The sequence below is a fragment of the Ruegeria sp. HKCCA6837 genome, assembly GCF_013034475.1.
Lineage (GTDB): Bacteria > Pseudomonadota > Alphaproteobacteria > Rhodobacterales > Rhodobacteraceae > Ruegeria.
The window spans coordinates 136,569-157,447 of sequence record NZ_WQGD01000005.1; the positions used below are offsets into that span (position 1 = coordinate 136,569).

At 59.1% G+C, this 20,879-nt stretch carries 18 protein-coding genes; 5 read left to right on the top strand and 13 right to left on the bottom strand.

The window, feature by feature from the left end; translation table 11 throughout:
• Positions 1–35: 35 nt before the first annotated feature.
• Both GOV91_RS09535 and GOV91_RS09540 read right to left on the bottom strand, forming a co-directional pair.
• Complete coding sequence (locus tag GOV91_RS09535) at positions 36–1,268, bottom strand: MFS transporter (RefSeq protein ID WP_171235320.1); 1,233 nt, start codon at positions 1,266–1,268, stop codon at positions 36–38.
• Between the two features lie 79 nt (positions 1,269–1,347).
• Positions 1,348–3,543 carry a primosomal protein N' gene (locus tag GOV91_RS09540; protein WP_171235321.1) on the bottom strand — a complete coding sequence of 732 codons (2,196 nt, stop codon included), beginning with the start codon at positions 3,541–3,543 and terminating at the stop codon, positions 1,348–1,350.
• Positions 3,544–3,631: 88 nt separating this feature from the next.
• On the opposite strand from GOV91_RS09540, the gene fsa reads away from it, so the two are divergent.
• The 4 genes from fsa to GOV91_RS09560 all read left to right on the top strand — a co-directional run bounded on the left by fsa (position 3,632) and on the right by GOV91_RS09560 (position 6,872).
• Positions 3,632–4,285 carry a fructose-6-phosphate aldolase gene (fsa, locus tag GOV91_RS09545; protein ID WP_152457215.1) on the top strand — a complete coding sequence of 218 codons (654 nt, stop codon included), beginning with the start codon at positions 3,632–3,634 and terminating at the stop codon, positions 4,283–4,285.
• A 197-nt stretch (positions 4,286–4,482) separates the two neighbouring features.
• Positions 4,483–5,190 carry a DUF484 family protein gene (locus tag GOV91_RS09550; protein ID WP_171235322.1) on the top strand — a complete coding sequence of 236 codons (708 nt, stop codon included), beginning with the start codon at positions 4,483–4,485 and terminating at the stop codon, positions 5,188–5,190.
• A complete protein-coding gene (locus GOV91_RS09555) occupies positions 5,187–6,107 on the top strand; it encodes a tyrosine recombinase XerC (RefSeq protein WP_171235323.1) in 921 nt (306 codons plus the stop codon). Before GOV91_RS09550 ends, GOV91_RS09555 begins: the two co-directional genes overlap by 4 nt.
• A gap of 69 nt (positions 6,108–6,176) precedes the next feature.
• Positions 6,177–6,872, top strand: a complete 696-nt coding sequence (locus GOV91_RS09560; RefSeq protein ID WP_171235324.1) for a phosphatidylcholine/phosphatidylserine synthase — start codon at positions 6,177–6,179, stop codon at positions 6,870–6,872.
• A 22-nt stretch (positions 6,873–6,894) separates the two neighbouring features.
• Here the strand turns inward: GOV91_RS09560 and GOV91_RS09565 are convergent, their stop codons facing one another.
• The 8 genes from GOV91_RS09565 to GOV91_RS09600 form a co-directional block, all read right to left on the bottom strand.
• The gene (locus tag GOV91_RS09565) at positions 6,895–7,362 is read right to left on the bottom strand and encodes a hypothetical protein (RefSeq protein WP_171094234.1); all 468 of its coding nucleotides are present in this window, start codon (positions 7,360–7,362) and stop codon (positions 6,895–6,897) included.
• Between the two features lie 76 nt (positions 7,363–7,438).
• Entirely contained in the window at positions 7,439–7,894 is a 456-nt protein-coding gene (locus GOV91_RS09570) for a methylated-DNA--[protein]-cysteine S-methyltransferase (RefSeq protein WP_171235325.1), read from the bottom strand.
• A gap of 78 nt (positions 7,895–7,972) precedes the next feature.
• A complete protein-coding gene (gene ileS, locus GOV91_RS09575; protein ID WP_171235326.1) occupies positions 7,973–10,885 on the bottom strand; it encodes an isoleucine--tRNA ligase in 2,913 nt (970 codons plus the stop codon).
• A 163-nt stretch (positions 10,886–11,048) separates the two neighbouring features.
• Positions 11,049–13,754, bottom strand: a complete 2,706-nt coding sequence (locus GOV91_RS09580; RefSeq protein WP_171235327.1) for a DUF2339 domain-containing protein — start codon at positions 13,752–13,754, stop codon at positions 11,049–11,051.
• A gap of 155 nt (positions 13,755–13,909) precedes the next feature.
• Positions 13,910–14,620, bottom strand: coding sequence for a VIT1/CCC1 transporter family protein (locus tag GOV91_RS09585; protein WP_171235328.1), 711 nt, complete (start codon positions 14,618–14,620; stop codon positions 13,910–13,912).
• A gap of 60 nt (positions 14,621–14,680) precedes the next feature.
• A complete protein-coding gene (locus tag GOV91_RS09590) occupies positions 14,681–15,670 on the bottom strand; it encodes a YcjF family protein (RefSeq protein WP_171235329.1) in 990 nt (329 codons plus the stop codon).
• The gene (locus GOV91_RS09595; protein ID WP_171235330.1) at positions 15,663–16,118 is read right to left on the bottom strand and encodes a GNAT family N-acetyltransferase; all 456 of its coding nucleotides are present in this window, start codon (positions 16,116–16,118) and stop codon (positions 15,663–15,665) included. The genes GOV91_RS09590 and GOV91_RS09595 overlap by 8 nt, the downstream gene beginning before the upstream one ends.
• Positions 16,115–17,530 carry a YcjX family protein gene (locus tag GOV91_RS09600; protein ID WP_171235331.1) on the bottom strand — a complete coding sequence of 472 codons (1,416 nt, stop codon included), beginning with the start codon at positions 17,528–17,530 and terminating at the stop codon, positions 16,115–16,117. The genes GOV91_RS09595 and GOV91_RS09600 overlap by 4 nt, the downstream gene beginning before the upstream one ends.
• A 107-nt stretch (positions 17,531–17,637) precedes the next feature.
• Between GOV91_RS09600 and truA the strand changes: the two genes are divergently transcribed.
• Complete coding sequence (gene truA, locus GOV91_RS09605; RefSeq protein WP_171235332.1) at positions 17,638–18,405, top strand: tRNA pseudouridine(38-40) synthase TruA; 768 nt, start codon at positions 17,638–17,640, stop codon at positions 18,403–18,405.
• Here the strand turns inward: truA and GOV91_RS09610 are convergent.
• From GOV91_RS09610 to GOV91_RS09620, 3 genes are read right to left on the bottom strand one after another with little or no spacing between them, the layout of a single operon-like run.
• Complete coding sequence (locus tag GOV91_RS09610; protein WP_171235333.1) at positions 18,402–19,364, bottom strand: nickel/cobalt transporter; 963 nt, start codon at positions 19,362–19,364, stop codon at positions 18,402–18,404. The two genes, truA and GOV91_RS09610, sit on opposite strands and share 4 nt — an antisense overlap.
• Positions 19,349–20,044: a DUF1007 family protein gene (locus GOV91_RS09615; RefSeq protein ID WP_371732294.1), complete on the bottom strand. Its 696-nt coding sequence runs from the start codon at positions 20,042–20,044 to the stop codon at positions 19,349–19,351. Before GOV91_RS09615 ends, GOV91_RS09610 begins: the two co-directional genes overlap by 16 nt.
• Positions 20,045–20,068: 24 nt before the next feature.
• Positions 20,069–20,875, bottom strand: a complete 807-nt coding sequence (locus GOV91_RS09620; RefSeq protein ID WP_171235334.1) for a thioesterase family protein — start codon at positions 20,873–20,875, stop codon at positions 20,069–20,071.
• Positions 20,876–20,879: the final 4 nt, after the last annotated feature.

Here is a 20,879-nt window from a genome sequence, read left to right on the forward strand (position 1 = left end):
TAGGACGCCGCGCCGAGAAGGTCAAGCCGCCCAGCCTATTCCGCAGGTGCCGGAGCGTATTTGGTCAGGGTCGTCTCATTGCCCGGTTCGGGATGGCGCGGGATCAACAGCGACAACAGAAGTGAAACAATCGCCATAGCTGCCGCCAAACCAAACACTGCGCCCGGCGAAACCACCCACAAAAGCCCCAGCAAAGCAGGCAGGAACACAGCGGCGATGTGGTTGATCGTGAAAGCCACGGCCGCTGTCGGAGCAATGTCCGCCGGGTCCGCGATTTTCTGAAAATAGGTTTTCAGCGCCAGCGCCAGTGCGAATAGCACATGGTCGATCACATACAGGATTGCAGCCAGCAACACACCCCAGCCGAACCAGTAGATACCGCCATAAGCCGCAAACACGATAGCCAGCCCGGCATATTCGAAGATCAGGGTGCGCCGCTCGCCAAACTTTGCCACAGCTTTGCCCAGCAAAGGCGCGGCCATCATGTTGATCATCAGGTTGATCAGGTAAAGGCTGGTCAGTTCGTGCACTTTGAAACCGAACTTTTCGACCATCATGAACCCGGCAAACACAATAAAGATCTGCCGCCGTGCGCCGGCCATGAATTGTAGCGCATAGTAGAGCCAGTACCGGCGACGCAGGATCAGCTTTTTGGTCTGCGGTGTTGGGGCATCAAACTGAGGATAGGCGATCAGGCTGAACAGGGCCAACAAGACCGACACGCCGCCTGCAGCCATGAAAACGAAGTTGTAGGACAGATCAAAGCGCTCCCAGGTCAGAACGATCAACCCGTAGACCACCGCCGTTGCTGCCGACCCCATCGCAACCAGCCATCCCAGAATTTGCGGCGCGCGATCCTTGGGCAGCCATTGCAGCTGCAGCGACTGATTTACCGTTTCATAGTAGTGAAACCCGATCGAGCTGAACAGGGTCACAAACAACAACCCACCCAAGCTGGGGAACCAGGCTGTTAAAGCGGTTGCCACCCCAAGCATCATCAGCGAAATCATCGCCAGAACCTGCTCGCGGATGAAAATGATGACGGCGATCACGCCAATCGCCAGAAAGCCCGGAATTTCACGTACCGTATGCAGCAGGCCAATATCGGCCCCATCAAAATTCGCCACCTCAATGACGAAATTGTTCAGCAAAGCACTCCACGCGTTAAACGCGATGGGCATGGTCATGGCCATAACAAACAAGAGCGTGACAGGACGACGCCAGAACGGAAGGCTCTGCGCCTCGTTGAGGGGCATGGGTTTCAGCATATTGGTCCTCTACGCCCATTTCGTCGTCTTGGCGAGAGGGAAGCCGTTGGCGCACAGCCACCCTGCGCTGATGCAGAGGTCAGTAAAAGCTCTGCGGGTCGATATCGACAGTCAGGCGGATGTCACCTTTCAGACGCAAAGGCGCGATCCAGCGAGCAATCGCCTCTTGAATGGGGGCCCCTTTTGGGGCTTTGACCAGAAGGCGCACACGGTGCCGTCCGCGAATACGCGCAATCGGCGCTGGTGCAGGGCCAAAAACTTGCCCCCCCACATCGCGCACAGGGGCATCATTACGGGCCATCGCGTTGCCGATATCGAAGACCGGGCCGACCTCCGGCCCCGACAACACAATTCCGGCCATGCGCCCATAAGGTGGAACCCCCGCCGCCTGCCGCCCAGCGGCTTCGGCTTTCCAGAAACCTTCCTCATCACCGGACAGGATCGCCCGGATCACGGGGTGTTCTGGCTGGAACGTCTGCAACAACGCCTGCCCCGGCTTATCCGCCCTGCCAGCACGCCCGGCAACCTGCCGCATCAATTGAAACGTTCGTTCTGCTGCGCGCAGATCGGCACCGTGCAGTGACAGGTCCGCATCAATAACGCCGACCAAGGTGAGTTTGGGGAAGTTATGCCCCTTGGCGACCAACTGAGTGCCGATGATGATGTCCGCATCTCCTGCGGCAATCTCTTCGATCTTGGCTTTCAGCGCACGGGCCGAGCCGAAAAGATCGGAACTCAGCATCGCAATCTTGGCATCCGGAAAGGTCGCCTCGGCCTCTTCTGCCAGCCGCTCGATCCCCGGCCCAACCGGGGCCAGTTTGCCTTCTACGCCGCAGGACGGACAGATTTCAGGCATCGGCTTGGTCTCACCGCATTGGTGGCACATCAGGCGTTTCAGAAACCGATGTTCAACCATGCGCGCGTCACAATGGTCGCAGGCGATCTGTTCACCGCAAGCCCGGCACAGAGTTACCGGCGCATATCCACGACGGTTTATAAACAGCAGCGATTGTTCACCCTTTTCAATCCGCTGCCGCACCGCCTGTCGCAGGGACGGAGAAATCCATGTTCCGGGCTGCATCTGCTCAGCGCGCATATCAATGGGCCTCATCTCAGGCAGAACCGCCGCGCCGAAGCGCGAGGTCAGGTCGATCCGGTCATACTTTCCTGCTTCAGCGTTTGCCCAGCTTTCCAGCGACGGCGTCGCACTGGCCAGAATCACGCGCGCGCCGCAAATGGCCGAACGCAAAACTGCCATATCCCGCGCGCTGTAGTGCACGCCGTCTTCCTGTTTGTAAGAGGTGTCGTGTTCCTCATCGACCACCACCAGCCCCAAATCGCGGAACGGCAAAAACAATGCAGATCGTGCACCTACAACCAGCTGTGCATCCCCTTGCCCAACCATTCGCCAGACCCGGCGGCGTTCCGTCATTGTCGCGCCCGAGTGCCATTCGGCCGGTCGCGCACCGAACCGCGCCTCGACACGGGTCAGGAATTCAGCGGTCAGCGCAATTTCCGGCAGCAAGACCAAAGCCTGGCGTCCCATGCGCAGGGCTTCGGCGACGGCTTCCAGATACACTTCGGTCTTGCCCGAACCCGTGACACCTTTCAGGAGTGTTGTGCCATAGTCGCCTGTCTGCTGCCCGGCCCGCAATCGCGCTACAGCCGCCGCCTGATCTTCGGTCAGGTCTTTACCCGGCAGGTTCGGATCAAGATGCGGGTACGGCAGATCGCGCGGGCTGTCCTCTTCCCGGACAGCGCCTTGTTTAACCAACCCTTTGACAACAGATGAGGTCACGCCCGCCTGCTCGGCCAGTTCTTTCAAGGTAAAGGCAAGGCCACCATAGTCGCGCAAAACCTCCATCACACGGGATCGCGCATCTGTCATCCGGTCCGGTTCGCCACTGCCAAGACGATAGACCTTGCGCATTGACGGCGGGTCGCCCAGCCCCGGCGCACGTGTCGCCAGCCTCAGCATGGCAGGCATCGGCGTCAACGTATAGTCGGCCACCTTACCCAGAAACACCCGCATTTCTTCACGCATCGGCGCGACCTCAAGAACCCGGATCACAGACCGCGCCTTATTCAGATCAAACCCGCCCTGCCCTGGCCCCCAAACCACACCCAGAACCTTGCGTGGCCCCAAAGGCACTTCGACAAACGCGCCCAGAAAGCACCCGCCTTCAGGCGCTTTGTAATCTAACGTCCGGTCCAGCGGCTGCGTCGTCAGCACCGCAATCAGCTCTCCTTGGTCGAAAAATCCGTTAGCGCTCACAGCATATCCTTAGCAGGGGGTTCCAGCATGGCTCACTTTGAGGTAAAGCCATCCGCGACCAAGGCCAACCCATCAAAGGACTGCCCTCATGAAATTCTTCGTAGACACCGCCGAGATCGACGCCATCGCCGAACTGAACGATCTGGGCATGGTGGACGGTGTGACCACCAACCCTTCGCTGATCCTAAAGTCGGGTCGCGACATTCTGGAAGTAACCAAAGAGATCTGTGATCTGGTCGACGGGCCGGTTTCGGCCGAAGTTGTCGCCACCGAAGCCGATGACATGATCGCCGAAGGCCGCAAGCTGGCCAAAATCGCTCCGAACATCGCAGTGAAAGTGCCGCTGACATGGGCTGGCCTGAAAACCTGCAAAACGCTCAGCGACGAAGGTCAGATGGTCAACGTGACGCTCTGTTTCTCGACCAATCAGGCCATTCTTGCTGCCAAAGCAGGTGCGACTTTCATCTCGCCATTCATTGGTCGTCTCGACGACATCAACCTCGACGGCATGGACCTGATAGCCGACATCCGCCAAGTCTATGACAATTACGGGTTCGAGACTGAAATCCTGGCCGCCTCGATCCGCACCGTGAACCATGTGACCGACAGCGCCCGCATTGGTGCCGATGTCATCACTGCTCCGCCAGCCGTGATCAAAAAGCTCGCTGACCACCCGTTGACCGACAAAGGTCTGGAAACCTTCCTGGCCGATTGGGCCAAAACCGGTCAGAAAATCCTCTGATCTTTAGAATAACTGCGCGGTGCTTTCAGGCACCGCGCCCGACCCAACGGCCCTATGCGTGATTTCTGATCAAACATGAGGGGCGAGAGCCTCATCGCCACAGCACTCAAGGAAATCCACCTTTGCGTGCATTTTTCCCAAGGCAAAACCGGTCTGGTATGTTATAAGCCGCTCAACAAAAAAAGACCGGACGGGACATGAGCAGCAACCCCAAACTCGAGGATAACCTCCGCGCGGCGATTCTGGCTGAGCCTGACGTCGTGCTGGATGATAAGGACCTGATGCAGGCGCTGGTCAGCGCCAATGAACGCGCACGCGGCGACAATGTGATCGATCTGCGCGGCATCGCCATGCAACGTCTCGAAGCGCGGCTGGACCGGCTGGAAGACACCCACCGGTCTGTCATTGCGGCGGCTTATGAGAACCTGGCAGGCACAAACCAGGTGCATCGTGCGATTCTGCGCCTGTTGGAGCCCGTTGAATTCGAAGATTTCCTACGCGCGCTTGGTGCGGACGTGGCAGATATTTTGCGTGTTGATCACATCACTTTGGTTCTGGAAACAACAGTGGTTCAGGACGATCCAGCCGTCGACAAGCTGGGCGGCGTTCTGACAATTGCCGAACCCGGCTTCATCGACCAGTACCTGACCATTGATCGCGGCGGTCCCGCCCGCGACGTCACTCTGCGCGAGGTCCATCAACCCAACCGTCGCATTTTTGGCGCGCTTGCAGATCAATTGCGGTCCGAAGCCTGCCTGAAGCTCGATCTCGGCCCCGGCCGCCTGCCGGGAATGATTGTCATGGGTGCGCGTGACCCTCGGCATTTCACACCACAGCTCGGCACCGACCTTCTGAGCTTTTTCGCCGGCGTGTTCGAACGCTCGATGCGCCACTGGCTGTCGTGAGCCTGATCTCACCCGCCTGCCGCGATGCGCTGCAGCATTGGCTGGACAGCCTAGGTGCGCTGGCGGGAAGGTCTGAGAATACGCAAACCGCCTATCGTGGCGATGTGACCGAGTTCCTGTCCTTCATGACGCTGCACCATGCCGAACAGCAGGGTTTGAAAGCGCTGGAACGGATCACCGTATCGGACATGCGTGCGTGGATGGCGGATCAACGCAGCGGTGATGTTGGTGCACGATCACTGGCGCGCAAACTCTCAGCCGTCAAAAGCTTTTACCGCTGGCTGGCTGAACGTGAAGGCTTTGAACCTACTGCTGTCTTGTCCACACGCGCACCGAAATTCACCAAGAAACTACCGCGCCCCCTTGCCGAAGACGCGGCCCGCGCCATGATCGACACGGTCGAGCTTCAATCCACCTCGGATTGGGTCGCCGCGCGGGACGTGGCCGTGGTGACTTTGCTATATGGGTGTGGGCTGCGCATATCCGAGGCGCTGTCATTGACTGGTGCAGACGTACCTTTACCCGCCACATTGCGCATCGTTGGCAAGGGCGACAAAGAGAGGGTCGTACCGGTTCTTCCTGCTGCCCGTGATGCCGTCGACCGGTACGTACAACTTTGCCCGCACCCTAAGGCACAGGGCGCGCCTTTGTTCCGCGGTGTCCGCGGCGGGGCGCTGAATCCACGTGCGATACAGGGCGTCATGGCCAAGGCCCGAATGCAATTGGGCCTGCCTGCAACCGCAACACCCCACGCCATGCGGCACAGTTTCGCCACGCACCTTCTGTCGGCCGGAGGCGACTTGCGCGCCATTCAGGAACTCCTGGGACATGCGTCGCTTTCAACCACCCAAGCCTATACTGCCGTGGACACGGCGCGGTTGATGGAGGTCTACAACCGTGCGCACCCCAAGGCCTGACACACACATCCATCAAAACCGCACGGCTTTTGGTTTGCATCTCAGGCGTGCATCAGTCATGACGCGTGCATGACACTCAGATTCAAAGCTCTTTCCGTCCATCTCTTCACTGCAACCGGCGCTGTTTTTGCCATGCTCGCCATGCTAGCCGCCGTCGAAGAGAAATGGAGCCTTATGTATCTTTGGCTGGTTGTTTCTTTTGTCGTGGACGGAATCGATGGCCCTCTGGCGCGTCATTACCACGTCAAAAAGAACGCCCCGGAATTTGATGGCGTGCTGCTGGATCTGATCATTGACTACCTGACCTATGTGTTCATCCCGGCCTTTGCCCTGTTCAAGTCCGGGCTGATGGACGGCTGGACCGGATGGTTTGCGATCATCGTCATAACCTTTGCCAGCGCGATGTATTTCGCGGACACCCGGATGAAGACCAAGGACAATTCCTTTTCCGGTTTCCCCGGATGCTGGAACATGTTCGTTATCGTGATCTTCGCGCTCGAACCGAATTTCTGGACTATTCTGCTGCTGGTCACACTGCTGTCGCTGGCGATGTTCCTGCCGCTCAAGTTTGTCCATCCCGTGCGCACCGAGCGTTGGCGCGGCCTGACCCTGCCCATGGCTCTGGCGTGGACGTTCTTTGCCGGTTGGGCGGCCTGGGTCGATTTTCACCCTGAAAGCTGGGCGCATTGGGGTCTGGTGATCACCAGCCTGTATCTGACCTTTGCAGGCATCGCGCAGCAAATCATACCGCAGCGCCACGCCTGACGCAGCGCTGCCGACAGTCGAGCTACATGACGTCCTGCACCTCAAACTCGGTGCCGTTGTGAGTAAAGACATCGCCCTCTTGCAGGCCCACCATGGCCAAGTAAATCGGGCTTTGTGTTGAAATGCCCATATACGTTTTTCCATCCACCTCGAACCGGGTGGTCGAAACGCACACGACAAATCTGCGATTGTTGAACTTGATCACTGCGCCGGGCTGAACTGTGTCCGTCAGACCGAAGTCGGTGTTTTCAATCACGTCGATCTTGGCGTGATGTGCGTGCACAGGGGCGTCAAACGCAGCCGCCAAGTCAGCGTTTTCGCGTGAGGCGGCAAGGTCATCCTTGTCGTGACCTTCCCGATCATCCAGTTGAGCGTCCTTCAAAAACGCATCGTAATGCGCCTGCGCCGTTGCAAGCTCTTGCGCTTCAAGTGACATCAACCTGTCAATAATGGCCTTCTTTCGGGCGGCGCGATCTTGATCCGTGGTCATGCAATGCGGTCCTTCAAATTCAACAACACGTATATGGTGTGCCCGCCGTTGACGGATTGCAACCGAATTTCACGGATCAGATCAAAAGCCCGGCTGCGCGCTCATGGCGCAACAGGGCCACTTTGGTCTCGACCCCGCCCGCGCCGGAAAAGCCACCCAGACCATTTGCTGAAAGAACTCTGTGGCAGGGAATGATCACCGGAATGGGATTAGCGCCACAAGCCTGCCCAACGGGTTGCGCGGGCTGCCCCAGCTCTTTGGCGATATCTCCGTAAGTACGCGTTTCGCCAAGAGGAATCGCATACATCAGATCGCAGACCTGTCGTTGGAAGTCAGACCCTGCGATGCGATAAGGAATGTCAAACCGGTGCAGTTGCCCGGCGTCATACGCTTTCAATTGCGCGGCGGCTTCACGCAACAGATCCGTCGGCTCTCCCACATCCCGGCCATCCCAGACCAGGCGCGTGAGGGCTCCGTCTGTTTCTTCGACACCCAGACATCCAAATTGGGTTTCCACGGCAATCATCGGCATAGGCGCAGCGTTTCAGATCACCAAAGCTGTTGCAAGCAGGGAAAGAAAAACCCCCAGCCGTTGGGCTGGGGGTAAGTGTTAACCAAGCGCGTCGTTACAGCGGCTGCACACACCCGGATGGGTGTGGCGGCCCACGTCGGGCAGGATTTTCCAGCACCGCTGACATTTCTCACCTTCGGCTTTTTCAAAGACCACCGCGACACCTTCGATTTCGGGCACGCGGAACGCCTCGGCCGGGGCAGGATCACCCGAGACCGCCAATCCGGAAGTGATGCACAGATCATCCACGTCAAAGGTTGCCAGCAGATCACGGGTCTCCTGATCCTCGACATGAACGATCGGCGCGGCTTCGAGGCTGGATCCGATGACCTTGTCCTGGCGCTGAACTTCCAGCGCAGCGGTCACCGCGCGGCGAACGCGGCGCACTTTGGCCACGGCCTCTTCCAACTCGGCGTGACGCCAGTCGGCAGGTGTTTCCCGGAAATCCACCAGATGGACCGAGCTGTCATCGCCCGGGAAGCGTTCCAGCCAGACCTCTTCCATGGTGAACACCAGAACCGGAGCCAGCCAAGTGGTCAGGCGATGAAAAAGAATGTCCAACACGGTACGCGCGGCGCGGCGGCGCAGGCTGTCACCGTCGCAATACAGCGCATCTTTGCGGACGTCGAAGTAGAAAGACGACAGATCAACTGTGGCGAACGTGAACACGGCACTGAATACACCCTGAAAGTCGAAGGACGCGTAGCCCTTGCGCACCTGCTCATCCAGTTCGGACAGACGGCTGAGCACCCAACGTTCAAGACGCGGCATCTCGTCGGGCTCGACCCGATCCGCTTCGGTGAAGTCGGCCAATGAGCCCAGCATGAACCGCATGGTATTGCGCAGGCGACGATAGCTGTCGGCAGTGCCTTTCAGGATTTCAGGCCCGATCCGCTGGTCGGCGGTATAGTCGGTCTGCGCCACCCACAGACGCAGGATATCGGCACCGTATTGCTTGACGACCTCTTCCGGCACAATCGTGTTGCCCAGCGATTTGGACATCTTGTTGCCCTTGGCATCCAGCGTGAAGCCGTGGGTCACCACGTTGCGGTACGGCGCGCGACCCTTGGTGCCGCAAGCCTGCAGCATGGACGAATGGAACCAACCGCGGTGCTGGTCAGTGCCTTCCATGTAGACATCTGCGATGCCGTCCTCGGTGCCATCCTCACGATCGCGCAGAACAAATGCGTGGGTCGAGCCCGAGTCGAACCACACGTCCAGCACGTCGAAAACCTGATCGTAGTCATCCGGGTTGGCGATGCCGTCGAGGATCTTTTCTTTGAAGCCGTCGGTGTACCAGACGTCTGCGCCGTCTTTCTCGAACGCCGCCTTGATGCGCGCGTTCAGGTCCGCGTTGCGCAGCAGATAATCCGCGTCGGTGGGCAGAGCACCTTTCTTGGTGAAGCAGGTCAGCGGCACGCCCCAGGCGCGCTGACGGGACAGAACCCAGTCCGGGCGCGCTTCGATCATCGAATAGAGGCGGTTACGGCCGGTCTGCGGCGTCCATTTCACTAGCTCGTCGATGGACCGCAGGGCCCGTTCACGGATGGTATCACCCATCTCGCCCATGCCATCGTCCAGCTTACGGTCAACCGAGGCAAACCACTGCGGTGTGTTACGGTAGATGATCGGAGCTTTCGAGCGCCATGAATGAGGATAGCTGTGCTTGATCTTGCCACGCGCCAGCAGCCCGCCAACTTCGGCCAGCTTGTCGATGACGGCTTTGTTCGCGTCGCCCTCACCGCCCTTTCGGGACAGGATGTATTTGCCGCCAAAGAACGGCAGATCAGCGCGGAAGCTACCGTCGTCCATCACGTTATAAGTGATTACCTGCTCGAGCATCCCCAAGTCACGATACAGCTCGAATTCTTCCATCCCGTGCGACGGCGCGCAGTGAACGAAGCCGGTCCCTTCGGTGTCGGTCACGAACTCAGCAGCGCGGAAATCGCGGATGTCGTCCCATTCGCCATTGCCGCCTTCGGCTCCGGCCAGCGGGTGGGTCAGTTGAACGCCTTCCAACTCATTTGCGGTCACGTCACGAACGCGGGTCCACTGGTCGTCGTTCAGACGCGCGCGACCCAGAACGTCAGCGGCCAGATTGTCGGCCAGCAGGAACTTGTCGCCTACTGCAGCCCAGCATTCCTCGGGCGCGCCGGTGACTTCGTAAAGGCCATAAGAGATGTCTTTGCCGTACACGACTGCCTTGTTCGACGGCATGGTCCATGGGGTCGTCGTCCAGATCACGACAAACGCGTCATCCAGATCACCTGCATTCACAACCTTGAACTTCACCCAGATGGTGAAGCTTTCCTTGTCGTGATACTCGACTTCGGCCTCGGCCAGAGCGGTTTTTTCGATGGGCGACCACATCACGGGTTTGGAACCCTGATAAAGCGTGCCGTTCATCAGGAACTTCATGAACTCATCCGCGATCACAGCCTCGGCGTGGTAGTCCATGGTGATGTAGGGATCGGGCCAGTTGCCGGTGATGCCCAGACGCTTGAACTCTTCGCGCTGGATGTCGATCCAGCCCTCGGCGAACTTGCGGCATTCCTGACGGAAGTCGACGATGTTCACCTCGTCCTTGTTCTTGCCCTTCTTGCGGTATTGTTCTTCGATCTTCCATTCGATCGGCAGGCCGTGGCAGTCCCAGCCGGGCACGTAACGCGCGTCAAAGCCCATCATCTGATGGCTGCGCACGATCATGTCCTTGATGGTCTTGTTCAGCGCGTGGCCGATATGCAGGTGGCCGTTCGCATAGGGGGGCCCGTCATGCAGGGTAAAGGGCGTGCGGCCTTGTTTCTCGCGCAGGCGGTCATAGACGCCGATGGTCTCCCACCGTTCCAGCCATGCGGGTTCGCGCTTGGGCAGGCCAGCGCGCATGGGGAATTCGGTTTTGGGCAGGTTCAGCGTGTCTTTGTAATCAGGTGTCTGGATCGTGTCGGCGCACATTGGGGGCGTCCTTTGGATGATCTGGTCGTACTAGGATCGAAGCGGTCGGTGCGAGTTCTCAAACACCTTTTCCCGGCGTCTCAGAGGGTCAGAGCGCCGGGGATATAATTCGAATAATGATGGCCAAACGGTCATGCATGGCGGGCTTATAAGACGCCTGCGCCTAATGGTCCAGAGGTTCTGCCCCATGCGGCGAATGGCGCAGTTTGGCCCAGCGGTTCAGCCATGCCAGACCAGCCAGCGCAAGGCCAAGCGCAAGCAGCGAGAAGACCCGGATCAACCCGCCTAGCCCTGCGATGTCGATCAGAAAAACCTTGGCAACAGCCAACCCGATCACAACGAGGCCCGCCTTCCGCATCAGGTCCGATCCGCGGGCTAAAGATTGATAGAACAGCGCAGCTCCGATCAGCAGCAGAACCAGAGTATAAGTGTAAAGCTCGGGCTGTGTGACGCCGTTTCCTTCAAACATGCCCGCAGAGCCCTGCCAGACGTGGCGGATTGTCAAACCCAACCACATGGCCGCGAGCCCCGCTGCCACGACATAGCTTGTCATCGTGATCTGGTTGGGCATGTCTTTGATCCGCCAAGCGGACCCGGCGATAACCAGCGCGGGCAGCAGATACGCAATGGCAAGCGTGTTGAAAACCGGCAGACCGAGCACCGGATCAGCATTTGGATTCAACAGCGGGTTTTGCTCGGACACGGCAAGCATGAGATAGAACAGACCATGGGCGGCAAAAAAAACCGCCAACACGTAACGCGCATAGTTCAGCTTACCGCCCAGCTCAAATCTCTGAACCTGAGCAAAAGCCAGCAGCAGCCAGATGACCGCCAGCAGACCCAGCCCCCAATGGCTGTTGTCGGCACCGCCTTTGCCAAACCCTTCAAGCCAGCGCAGCAGCAACAGGGACAGCAGAATGCCACCTGTCGCCCACGCTGCGCTTTCCAGCAGCAATGACGCCACTGGGCGCTGCAAGGGGCGCTGCACCCACCAACCCGCGACAAACCCCACCGTGGCCGAGCCGTAAACCAATGTCATCTCGAGCACCGGAGCCGAATTTGCCCAATACAATCCTGGATCAAGCACCAGTCGAACGGTGACGGCAAAAACACCGGCCCAGATAAACCAGCTCATTGGTGGCAAGGTGAACTTGCGGTCCAAAGCCGCCGCCGCCACGACGCTTGCCACCAGCGCCACCGTCAGTGCCGCCGCGCTGAGCACGATGACGCAGGCAAAGACCAGACAAGACAGCGCAGACAAAGTGGCCAACGCAGCACGCATCCGATCCTCTCCGTCGACCCGTGCAAAACGTTCCGCAATCACCACCATCAGGACGGCCAGCGCAACCGCGTGCAAGGCCCAGGGGTAGGCCCCGATAACAGAAGCCGGATGCCAGCCGACCTCCAGCCCGATAGCCATTACCGGGGCAAACAGAGCTGCCCCTCCGGCCCAGATGGCGCGAAACTGGGTTGCTTTCGCAGACCGCCACGCCATTAGGATTGAGATCAAAGCCCCCAAGGCGACCAGCACCGTGACGACCATCGGATAGTCGGCCTCAGCCGTTTCCGCATAGGTGGCTGCAAAGCCGAGAAAAGCTGCGCCTTGGTCAAGCCCGTGCATCAGGACGTTAAACACAAGCCCGACGGCCGGCAGGACGGTCAGGTCCTGAAGCGCAGGTGCATCCTTAGCCCAAAGAAGCAGGGCCAGCACAAGTGCGGACAGTAAAGTAACACCAAGCCAGAACTCAGTTTCCGTGTCGGCCCAATGCCAGGCCAAAATCGCCGAACTTACTGCAATGGCCCCGGCGGCCAATCGGGTCGGAAAACCCGGCCATGGGCGCGCCTTTGGATAGCGGATCATCTGCGAGATCATGGGCCCTGAATGATCCGGCCAGACGCGCCGCGCAGGAATGGCGATCACCAAAAGCGCCAGTATCAATGTGGCGACCAGATAACCCGGTTCCGTGTTTGGCGCGCCTGCTACCAGCAGAAGGTTCGCCGAATAGGCTCCAAACACGGTCAGAACGGACACCCAAGCCCAGCGCCGGACTGTGTCGATGCCAAGCCCCAAAACGGCAACCAGCAGGAAATAGGCATAAAGCCACGAGGGATCCTCGGACGCTCCGCCAACCAGAAATGGGGCCGAAAATGCGCCGATCAGGCCAACCGCGGCCAACAGCGGGCCATGGAACCACCCCAGAACAAGGCCGATCACGGCGACGGCGACCATCCCCGCCAGCGCCGCCTCGGCACCGATCAGGTCGTACAGCTGACGCGCCGCCAGAATGGCCCCGAAAAGGGTAACAAGCCCTGCCCCGGAAAAGACCGATGGTAAATAGGCGGTGGTCGCGTCCTCATCATCGCCGAACTTCCGACGCAAGGCTTCACCCGCAGTGATCAGAATCGAACCGAACCCAAGTGCAGCCAGAACCCTGGCAGCAGGAGGCAGCAATCCGTTTTCGACGCCGTATTGCACAAGAAATATCCCGGCCAAAGCCAGCGATAGGGCTGAGACCGCATAAAACCAGTTCTCGCGCAGCCAATCGCCGAACGCTGTAAACCGGTCATGATTGAATACGATGGCCGGTGAAGTCACATCCGCCGTTCCAACCAAAGTTTCTTCTGCTGGCCTTTTGGGCGCGGCCCATGGGGCGGGCCTGCGGGGTTCCTGTTCAGCTTCCGACTGTGGATCAGGCACCTTTTCTAACGGCCCCTCAGAAACCACCGTTTCAGCTGAAGAAAGGGTTGAAATTTGCGCCTCCAAATCTGCTACGCGACGACGCAATCGGGTCTGCCCGACCACCAGCACAACCAGAGTCACCGGGATTGCCAGAACAATCGGCCCAACAAGAACAAGTAGCGCTTCCAACGCGGTCTCCGATCTTTGTCTTGTGGCTAGGCTATCTTGAGAAGGCGAGCAATAACAGTCAGGAAAGCCGCGGCTTGGCTGACCCATACACCCGTTTCAGACAAGTCTACGCTGCCGGAGAGCGCCCGGCGGCAGCAACACCCCTGCTGCGACAACTATGGATGGAACAGAGACCCGACCAGATAGGCGATCAATGCGGCCAGCCCGCCGATCAACAGCGTCTCCATTCCCGATCGCCACCAAGGGGCCAGCGACCATCGGCTTTTGAGCGCGCCGATTGCGAAAAAGACCCCCATGGTCATCCAGGCAGACATCGCAAATGCGTTCGGAATCGAGGCAAGGAAAGGCAGCAAGGGGATCATCCCGGCCACAAGAAACGCAAAAAACGTGGCCAAAGCTGCCTTCATCGGGTGCGGGTCAACACTGCCCAATCCATATTCACCCTCGATCATCAGGTTGATCCAATTTTCATGACTCGATGTAATCTCTGCCGTAGCTTCGCTCAAAACGTCGCCCGACAGCCCCTTTTGGGCAAGGATTTCGCGCACTTCTTCCCGCTCGCCATCTGGGTACAAAGCTATGTGGCGTTCCTCGACCGCGCGGATGCGTCGAATGTTGTCCAGTTCGGCCTTGGTGCCCGAGTAATTGCCCGCAGCCATGGAAAACCCGTCAGCCAGCACATTCGCCAAACCCAACGCCACGATCACAAACGGGGAAAGCCCTGCACCCGCGACGCCTGCGACGATCGCAAAGGTGGTGACGGATCCGTCGATGCCGCCATAAACAACATCGCGCAACACACCACGACCAGGCGGTGCATTGATCCGTTCGGCGATTTCCTGCGGGCTGTGACCGTGATCCGTCATGGCTGGCTCCTCCGACACTCCTAGTGTGACGAAGGGTGAGCTATGACGCTTTGCTTTGGATCAACCCTTGGAAAACAGACCCTGTAAGGCGCGTTTGATGATACCGCGCGTTGACGGTTTGTGCCGTTCTGAGAATGGCAGCGGGCGACACACCTCCATCGCGGCCACGCCCACACGCGCGCTTAGCGCCCCGTTCACCAGGCCCTCTCCGAACCGGCGAGACAGCTTGCTGAGAACGGAGCCGCCCAGAACAGGCTCCAGCAGATCGTCGCCTACGGCTACAGCCCCTGTGGCGACCAGATGTACAAAAACGGCACGGGTCAGGCGCCAACTGCCAAGAGTACCGGCCCGACCGCCATAGATTTCTGCAACCCTACGGATCATCCGAAGCGACGCGGCCAGTGCGGTCACAACATCTGCCAAAGCCAATGGGACTAAGGCGGTCACTGTGGCAACTTGCCGGGCTGCGGCCTCAACCTCGCGGCTGGCGGCTTCGTCCAGCTGTGCCAACAGCTCATCTTCGGCAAGGCTTAGCAGCGTAGAGGCATCGAATTGATCCCCCATACGCTCCGCTAGCCGTTCGCGGCCCCAGTGTGTTTCTTCCCGCCCTTTGTAAAAGGTGATCAGACGATTGGTAACAGCGCGGGCCTGTGCCAGATCGGCATTCGCCAAGGCCGTATCAGCCGCGCGGCGCATTCCGTCGACCCGCGACAATCGCCCCAAAGCTGCCAATTCGCGGATCGCAATGATCAATCCAACCAGCACTAATGCCACCAGCAGGCCAACTACGACCCACCCCAGAACTGGCGTCCGCGCCACCAGCGAGGTTGCAAAATCCCAAGCTGCAACAGAGATTGCCGCGCCGATGACAGCCAAGGCCAACCCCCAAAACCAACGCGCTAAGGTGGATGGTTTTCGGGCGGCAAGCCTTGCAGCGCTCTGCATCGCTTGCCCTTGAGGCTGCGCAACATCTGGCACCGGAGGGGCCTGCGCAACATCAGCAGTAGGCTCATCCGCTTCAAGATCGATCAGAACCGGGCCTTTAGCCATGGGTCATACCTTTGCTGCGCCAGATAAACCTAATGTCCGGCAGGTTTTCGTCGTTATCCGCCCCATCGCTGCGCCCCACTTCGGCAAAGCCGTTGCGCTCGTAAAATTTACAAGCACCTGTATTGGCCTGAAACGCATACAAGCTAAGCCGGGTTTGACGGGATTTCGCGTGATCCAGCAGTTGCCGCCCGATCCCTTGCCCGCGCGCCTTCATGTGCAGGTAGAGTGAGTTGATCTCCGTTTCGTTCAGCGCCAGAAATCCGACCACGCCCACGTCACTTTCCGCAACAGTTACCCAATCCTGATCGATCATTTTACCACAAAAGGCGATGGTTTCAGCGCAACTGTGCAGATTTGGCATCCAGTCATTTTCCAAAGTGAAACCGTGCAGGATTGTCCCGATGGCACCGGCATCTGTGGTACGTGCAGGACGCAAGATAACGGTCACAACCTGTCTCCGATCAGGAACTGGGCTGCGTGATCCAGACGGATATGCGGCGGCCCATCGCCGGGTTTCAGGGTCAGATGCGCAGGGGCAAATGCCATGAACCCATAATCCTCATCCAACCAACTGTCCGCCCCATTTCGCGCCGGACCCAAAAGATGCGCTGGGTCTTCAGGCAATTCGCCGGGATAGAACGCAGCCTGTTTCCCGCTGTCCAACAAGGTGCCCCTCACGCATGGCAACTCCACCCCGTTGTGCCTGCGCATTTCTTCGGTCGTAGCGCGCAGCGAAGCCAACGACAGAGCTGCCGTCTGCGCCCCCGCGAAATTCGCGCGGTCTCGTGCCTCGCGCGTTAACGCTTCGATGATTGCCGTTAGGCGGGGATGCTGCGTGTGGTGCAAATGGTCGGCTTTAGTCGCCGCAAACAGGATGCGTTCGACCCGCTTGCCCAACAGCAACTGACTAAGCCACGCATTCCTGCCCGGACGAAAAGCCGACAGGATATCGGCCATCGCGCGGCGCATATCCTCAACCGCCTGCGGGCCTTTGTGGATCGCGCCCAGCGCGTCGACCAAAACCACCTGCCGGTCGATGCGCGAAAAGTGGTCGCGAAAAAAGGGTTTCACCACTTGATACTTATAAGCCTCAAATCGCCGCTCCATCTCACGCTGAAGAGTTTTACGGCGTGATGGTCCGGACAGAACCAAAGGCGCAAAGGTCAGCACCGGTGAGCCCGCCAGATCACCCGGCAACAAGAAACGCCCCGGGGTGCAGTCATAAAAACCAGCTTCACGCGCCTGATTGAGATAAGCCGTGAACGCCGTCGCCAGAGCCTGCGCGGTCAGCTCGTCATGCGCGCCGGACGGGTCTGTGGCCTTTACCTGCGCGAGGTACTCGGCGGCCTCGGCACGTGTCTCGATGCGCGTCAGTGTTTCCTGCGACCAATCTTCGTAGGATTTGTCCAAAAGGGCCAGATCCAGCAGCCATTCACCGGGATAATCCACGATGTCCAGATGCACTGTTCGTGGCCCCTGCAACCCGGCAAGCAACCCTGCGGGGCGCGCTTTGAACGACAAACGCAATTCGGACACAGCGCGGGTGCTGTCGGGCCAATGTGGCGTGGGGCCCGTCAGAGCAGACAGGTGGGTTTCATAGTCGAACCGGGGCACCGTATCGTCCGGCTGTGGTTGCAGATAAGCGGCGTTGATCCGCCCTTCTTGCTGCGCGGTCAGGCCGGTCATGCGGCCCCGGTCCAACAGGTTGGCCACCAGCGAGGTGATGAAAACCGTCTTGCCCGATCGCGCCAACCCGGTGACACCCAGACGGATGACCGGCTCGAAAAACGTCTCGGACACGCTGTCGCCGATGGTTTCGACGCCACGCACAAGACTGTCTGCCAGTGATGAGATGACCAAACTGTCGCCCCGCAATTTTCGTTTTACCCAAGATAGGTAGAGGGTGCGGCACATACCAGCGCTTTCGCCCTCTTGCCCGTTCCCGCGCTGCGCTGTACCAGCGACGCATGCCCAGATACGCGTTGAAAGTTGAATACCAAGGGGAACCGTTTGCCGGATGGCAGCGGCAAAAGGATCAGCCGTCCGTTCAGGGGGCCATTGAAGAGGCTCTGTCGCGTATTCAGCCGGGCGCGCACACAATCGCCGCCGCAGGGCGCACCGATGCCGGGGTTCACGCGCTTGGTCAGGTTGCCCATTGCGACATGGCCAAGGAATGGGACCCGTTTCGCCTGTCCGAGGCATTGAACTATCACCTCAAACCACAGCCTGTGGCGATTGTGAAGGCCGCTCGGGTCGATGAGGATTGGCATGCACGCTTTTCAGCGGTTGAACGGCAATATCTGTTCCGCATCCTGATGCGCCGCGCCCCGGCAACGCATGACCGGGGGCAGGTCTGGCAGATCAACCATCAGTTGGATGTCGATGCGATGCAGGACGGGGCAAACATGCTGCTGGGACGGCATGATTTCACCACGTTCCGGTCTTCGATCTGTCAAGCGGCGAGCCCCGTAAAAACTCTGGATGAATTGCGGGTCGAGCAGGTTCCGGCCTTTTCCGGCCCCGAGATCCATTTCCACGTGCGCGCCCGATCTTTCCTGCACAACCAGGTACGCAGTTTCGTGGGTACTCTGGAGCGTGTCGGCGCCGGTGCTTGGACACCCGAGGACGTGCGCGACGCATTGAAAGCTGAAAACCGCGCAGCGTGCGGACCGGTCTGCCCACCGCAGGGGCTGTATCTGGCGCGTGTTGGCTACCCGGAGCCCGTGTTCGACTAAATCGCGCGCATCAGCAAACCGCCGGCAATCACTGCAATGACAAGACCAGCGACCAGTTCGATGGTAGGGGCCAGAACCGAAGCAAAGCGTGTGGCCGAGGCTGAAGCCAGTAGCCCTCCACGCAAACCGAAGGAAGTCCAGCCGACCAGCGTGGTTACTGTGGCCGTGCCCAGCGCCATAGCAAAAGACCCTGCGACACCTACCATTGCAATGCCCATCTGCCAGGTCAGGATCAGCACGAACAAAGCACCTGTACAGGGCCGCGCGGCAATCCCTGCAATAAGGATCATGGCCTCGCGCAGAGTGCCCACATTTGCGACCTCTTCTGCCGTTGGTCCATGCCGATGACCACAATCCGTGCAGACACCGTCATCATGGTGATGTGCTTGATCGTGGTCGTGGTGATGGTCATGACTATGTTGGTGGTCGTGAGCATGGTCGTGATCATGCGTTGCCTGGCTTTTTTGACGCCGCGCAAAGCTACGCACAGCTCGGAACACCAGCCACAGCCCGATCAAAGCAATCGCGCCATAACTGATTGGGGCCATGACCTGCTCGGTCGCGCCCACAAGGCTTTGGCGGGACATCTGAAACACCAATACCCCGGCATAGACCAGAACTATGGCTGTCACGGCTTGCCCTAGACTGGAAAGCACGCTTATCGCTGACAGCCGCCAGAAAGCCACGCGTCGACCCAGCCCGTACCCGCCGATCAGAACCTTACCGTGACCGGGGCCGATGGCATGAAAAAAGCCATAGGCGAAACATACAGTCAGCAGCGTGGCGACGGCCTGGGGCTGTTCGGCGCGTGCGGCACGCAGCGAGCGGGCGATCTGGTTCTGAAATTCGCGTTGCTCGCCCGCGGCCCAAGCCGCAAGGGAGTCAAACCCGCCACTGCCCCAGAACCAGAGCAGCAGTCCACACGCAAGCGCGACCGGAACAATCAGGTAGCGGGACATGAAACGCGAATCTCGGTGGCAAAGTTTTCTCCGACCAGGGGAATATCGTTTTCCTCAAGATCGTAATCTGCATCCAGCGTCAGCAGGAAGGCTTGCATTTGTGCCAACTGGCCATCGATATCGGGGTCGAAACGCTCCGTCTGGCAGGTGGCGGGGCCTGTGACGATGACAGGGCGTGTCACTTCGTAGGCAGTGTAGTAGGTCTCATCAAAAGCTTTTGCGGACAAGGCGCTGGCGGGAACTGAACCGCCTTCAACCGCACGCAGATGGGTGGTGACGATGCGGCCATCCTCGGTTGTGGCACTTGGTGAAAGCGGGCCGGACAGGGTGACCGGCATTCCGCCTGCAGTCACAACCAGATCGCCATTATATCCCTCGATCCATTGCGCATCGAACCCGGCCAGAAACTTTTCTTCGCTTTCGGTCAACACACCGTCGCCGTCCTGATCCAGCCGCATATCTTCCAATTGCAGCAGGGAAAACAGCTCATCATAGGCCCATGTCACGCGGATATGGGTCAGTTGACCACTTTCATCCACGATGAACTCAAGCCCGGTGTCGATAAAGACATGTGGGTGGGCCATGGCCGGGATCGGCAGGCAGCAGGATATAACTGTGAACAACCATCGCATGAACGCAAGATAGGTCCGGCTGTCCACCGCGGCAACGGCTTTTGCCATCAAACTGAAAAAAACGGCCGAGTGTCATCCCGGCGGAAACAGCACCAGCGTCTGCAACGCCGTGCCAACGGGACCTTGCGTGTCATAAAGCACCGATTGTGACATCCCGATGCCCGACGGCTGCCAATGCGAGACCGAGTCTGTGGCCAACCAATCGGAAATTGGCTCACGGTGAATATTTACGGTCAGGTCCGTGTTCATGAAACCCATTTCCGACGTCGGCGCGTTCCACGAAATGCCGTTGCCGCAATCGGCCAGCGGACAAAGGGCCTGAATGGGCGATTGCACTTCACCCTGTAAAAGAAGCGGGGTCCGCATCCACACCGTTTTGGGCCCGGCCCCCTGCTTGCCACCTTTCGGATACCGAATGTCGCTGTAATGGGCAAAACCAGGCAGGTCGTGACGAATCTCACCAATTGGAAACGGGCCGTCGACTGTATCCTCGATCCGGGGCGCGGTGGTTTTCACATTGGCAACCGGTCCAAGATCACGACGCACCAGGTGCATGGTCGAGGCCGTAGCACAGAGCGTGTCGTTCAGGTCGTGTACCGTAACCCGCGTGGTGGCCAGTGTCTTTGTGTGGCGCGTGGTTTCCGCTGCAACCCGCAAACCGGCCAACGGCAGAGGGCGCAGCAGGTCGACAGTCAGACGGGTCAGCATCTTTTCCGGACCGACTTCGGTTTCCGCCGCTCGCGCGATCAAACCGCTCACTGGCCCTGCATGGCAATGATCGGCAGACCATGGACCACGTGCGGGATCGTTGCCGACAAACGCCCCGTCTTCTCGTTGATGAAAATAGGTCTTGTCGGCGAAATCGAGCGCTGCTGCCATAGGC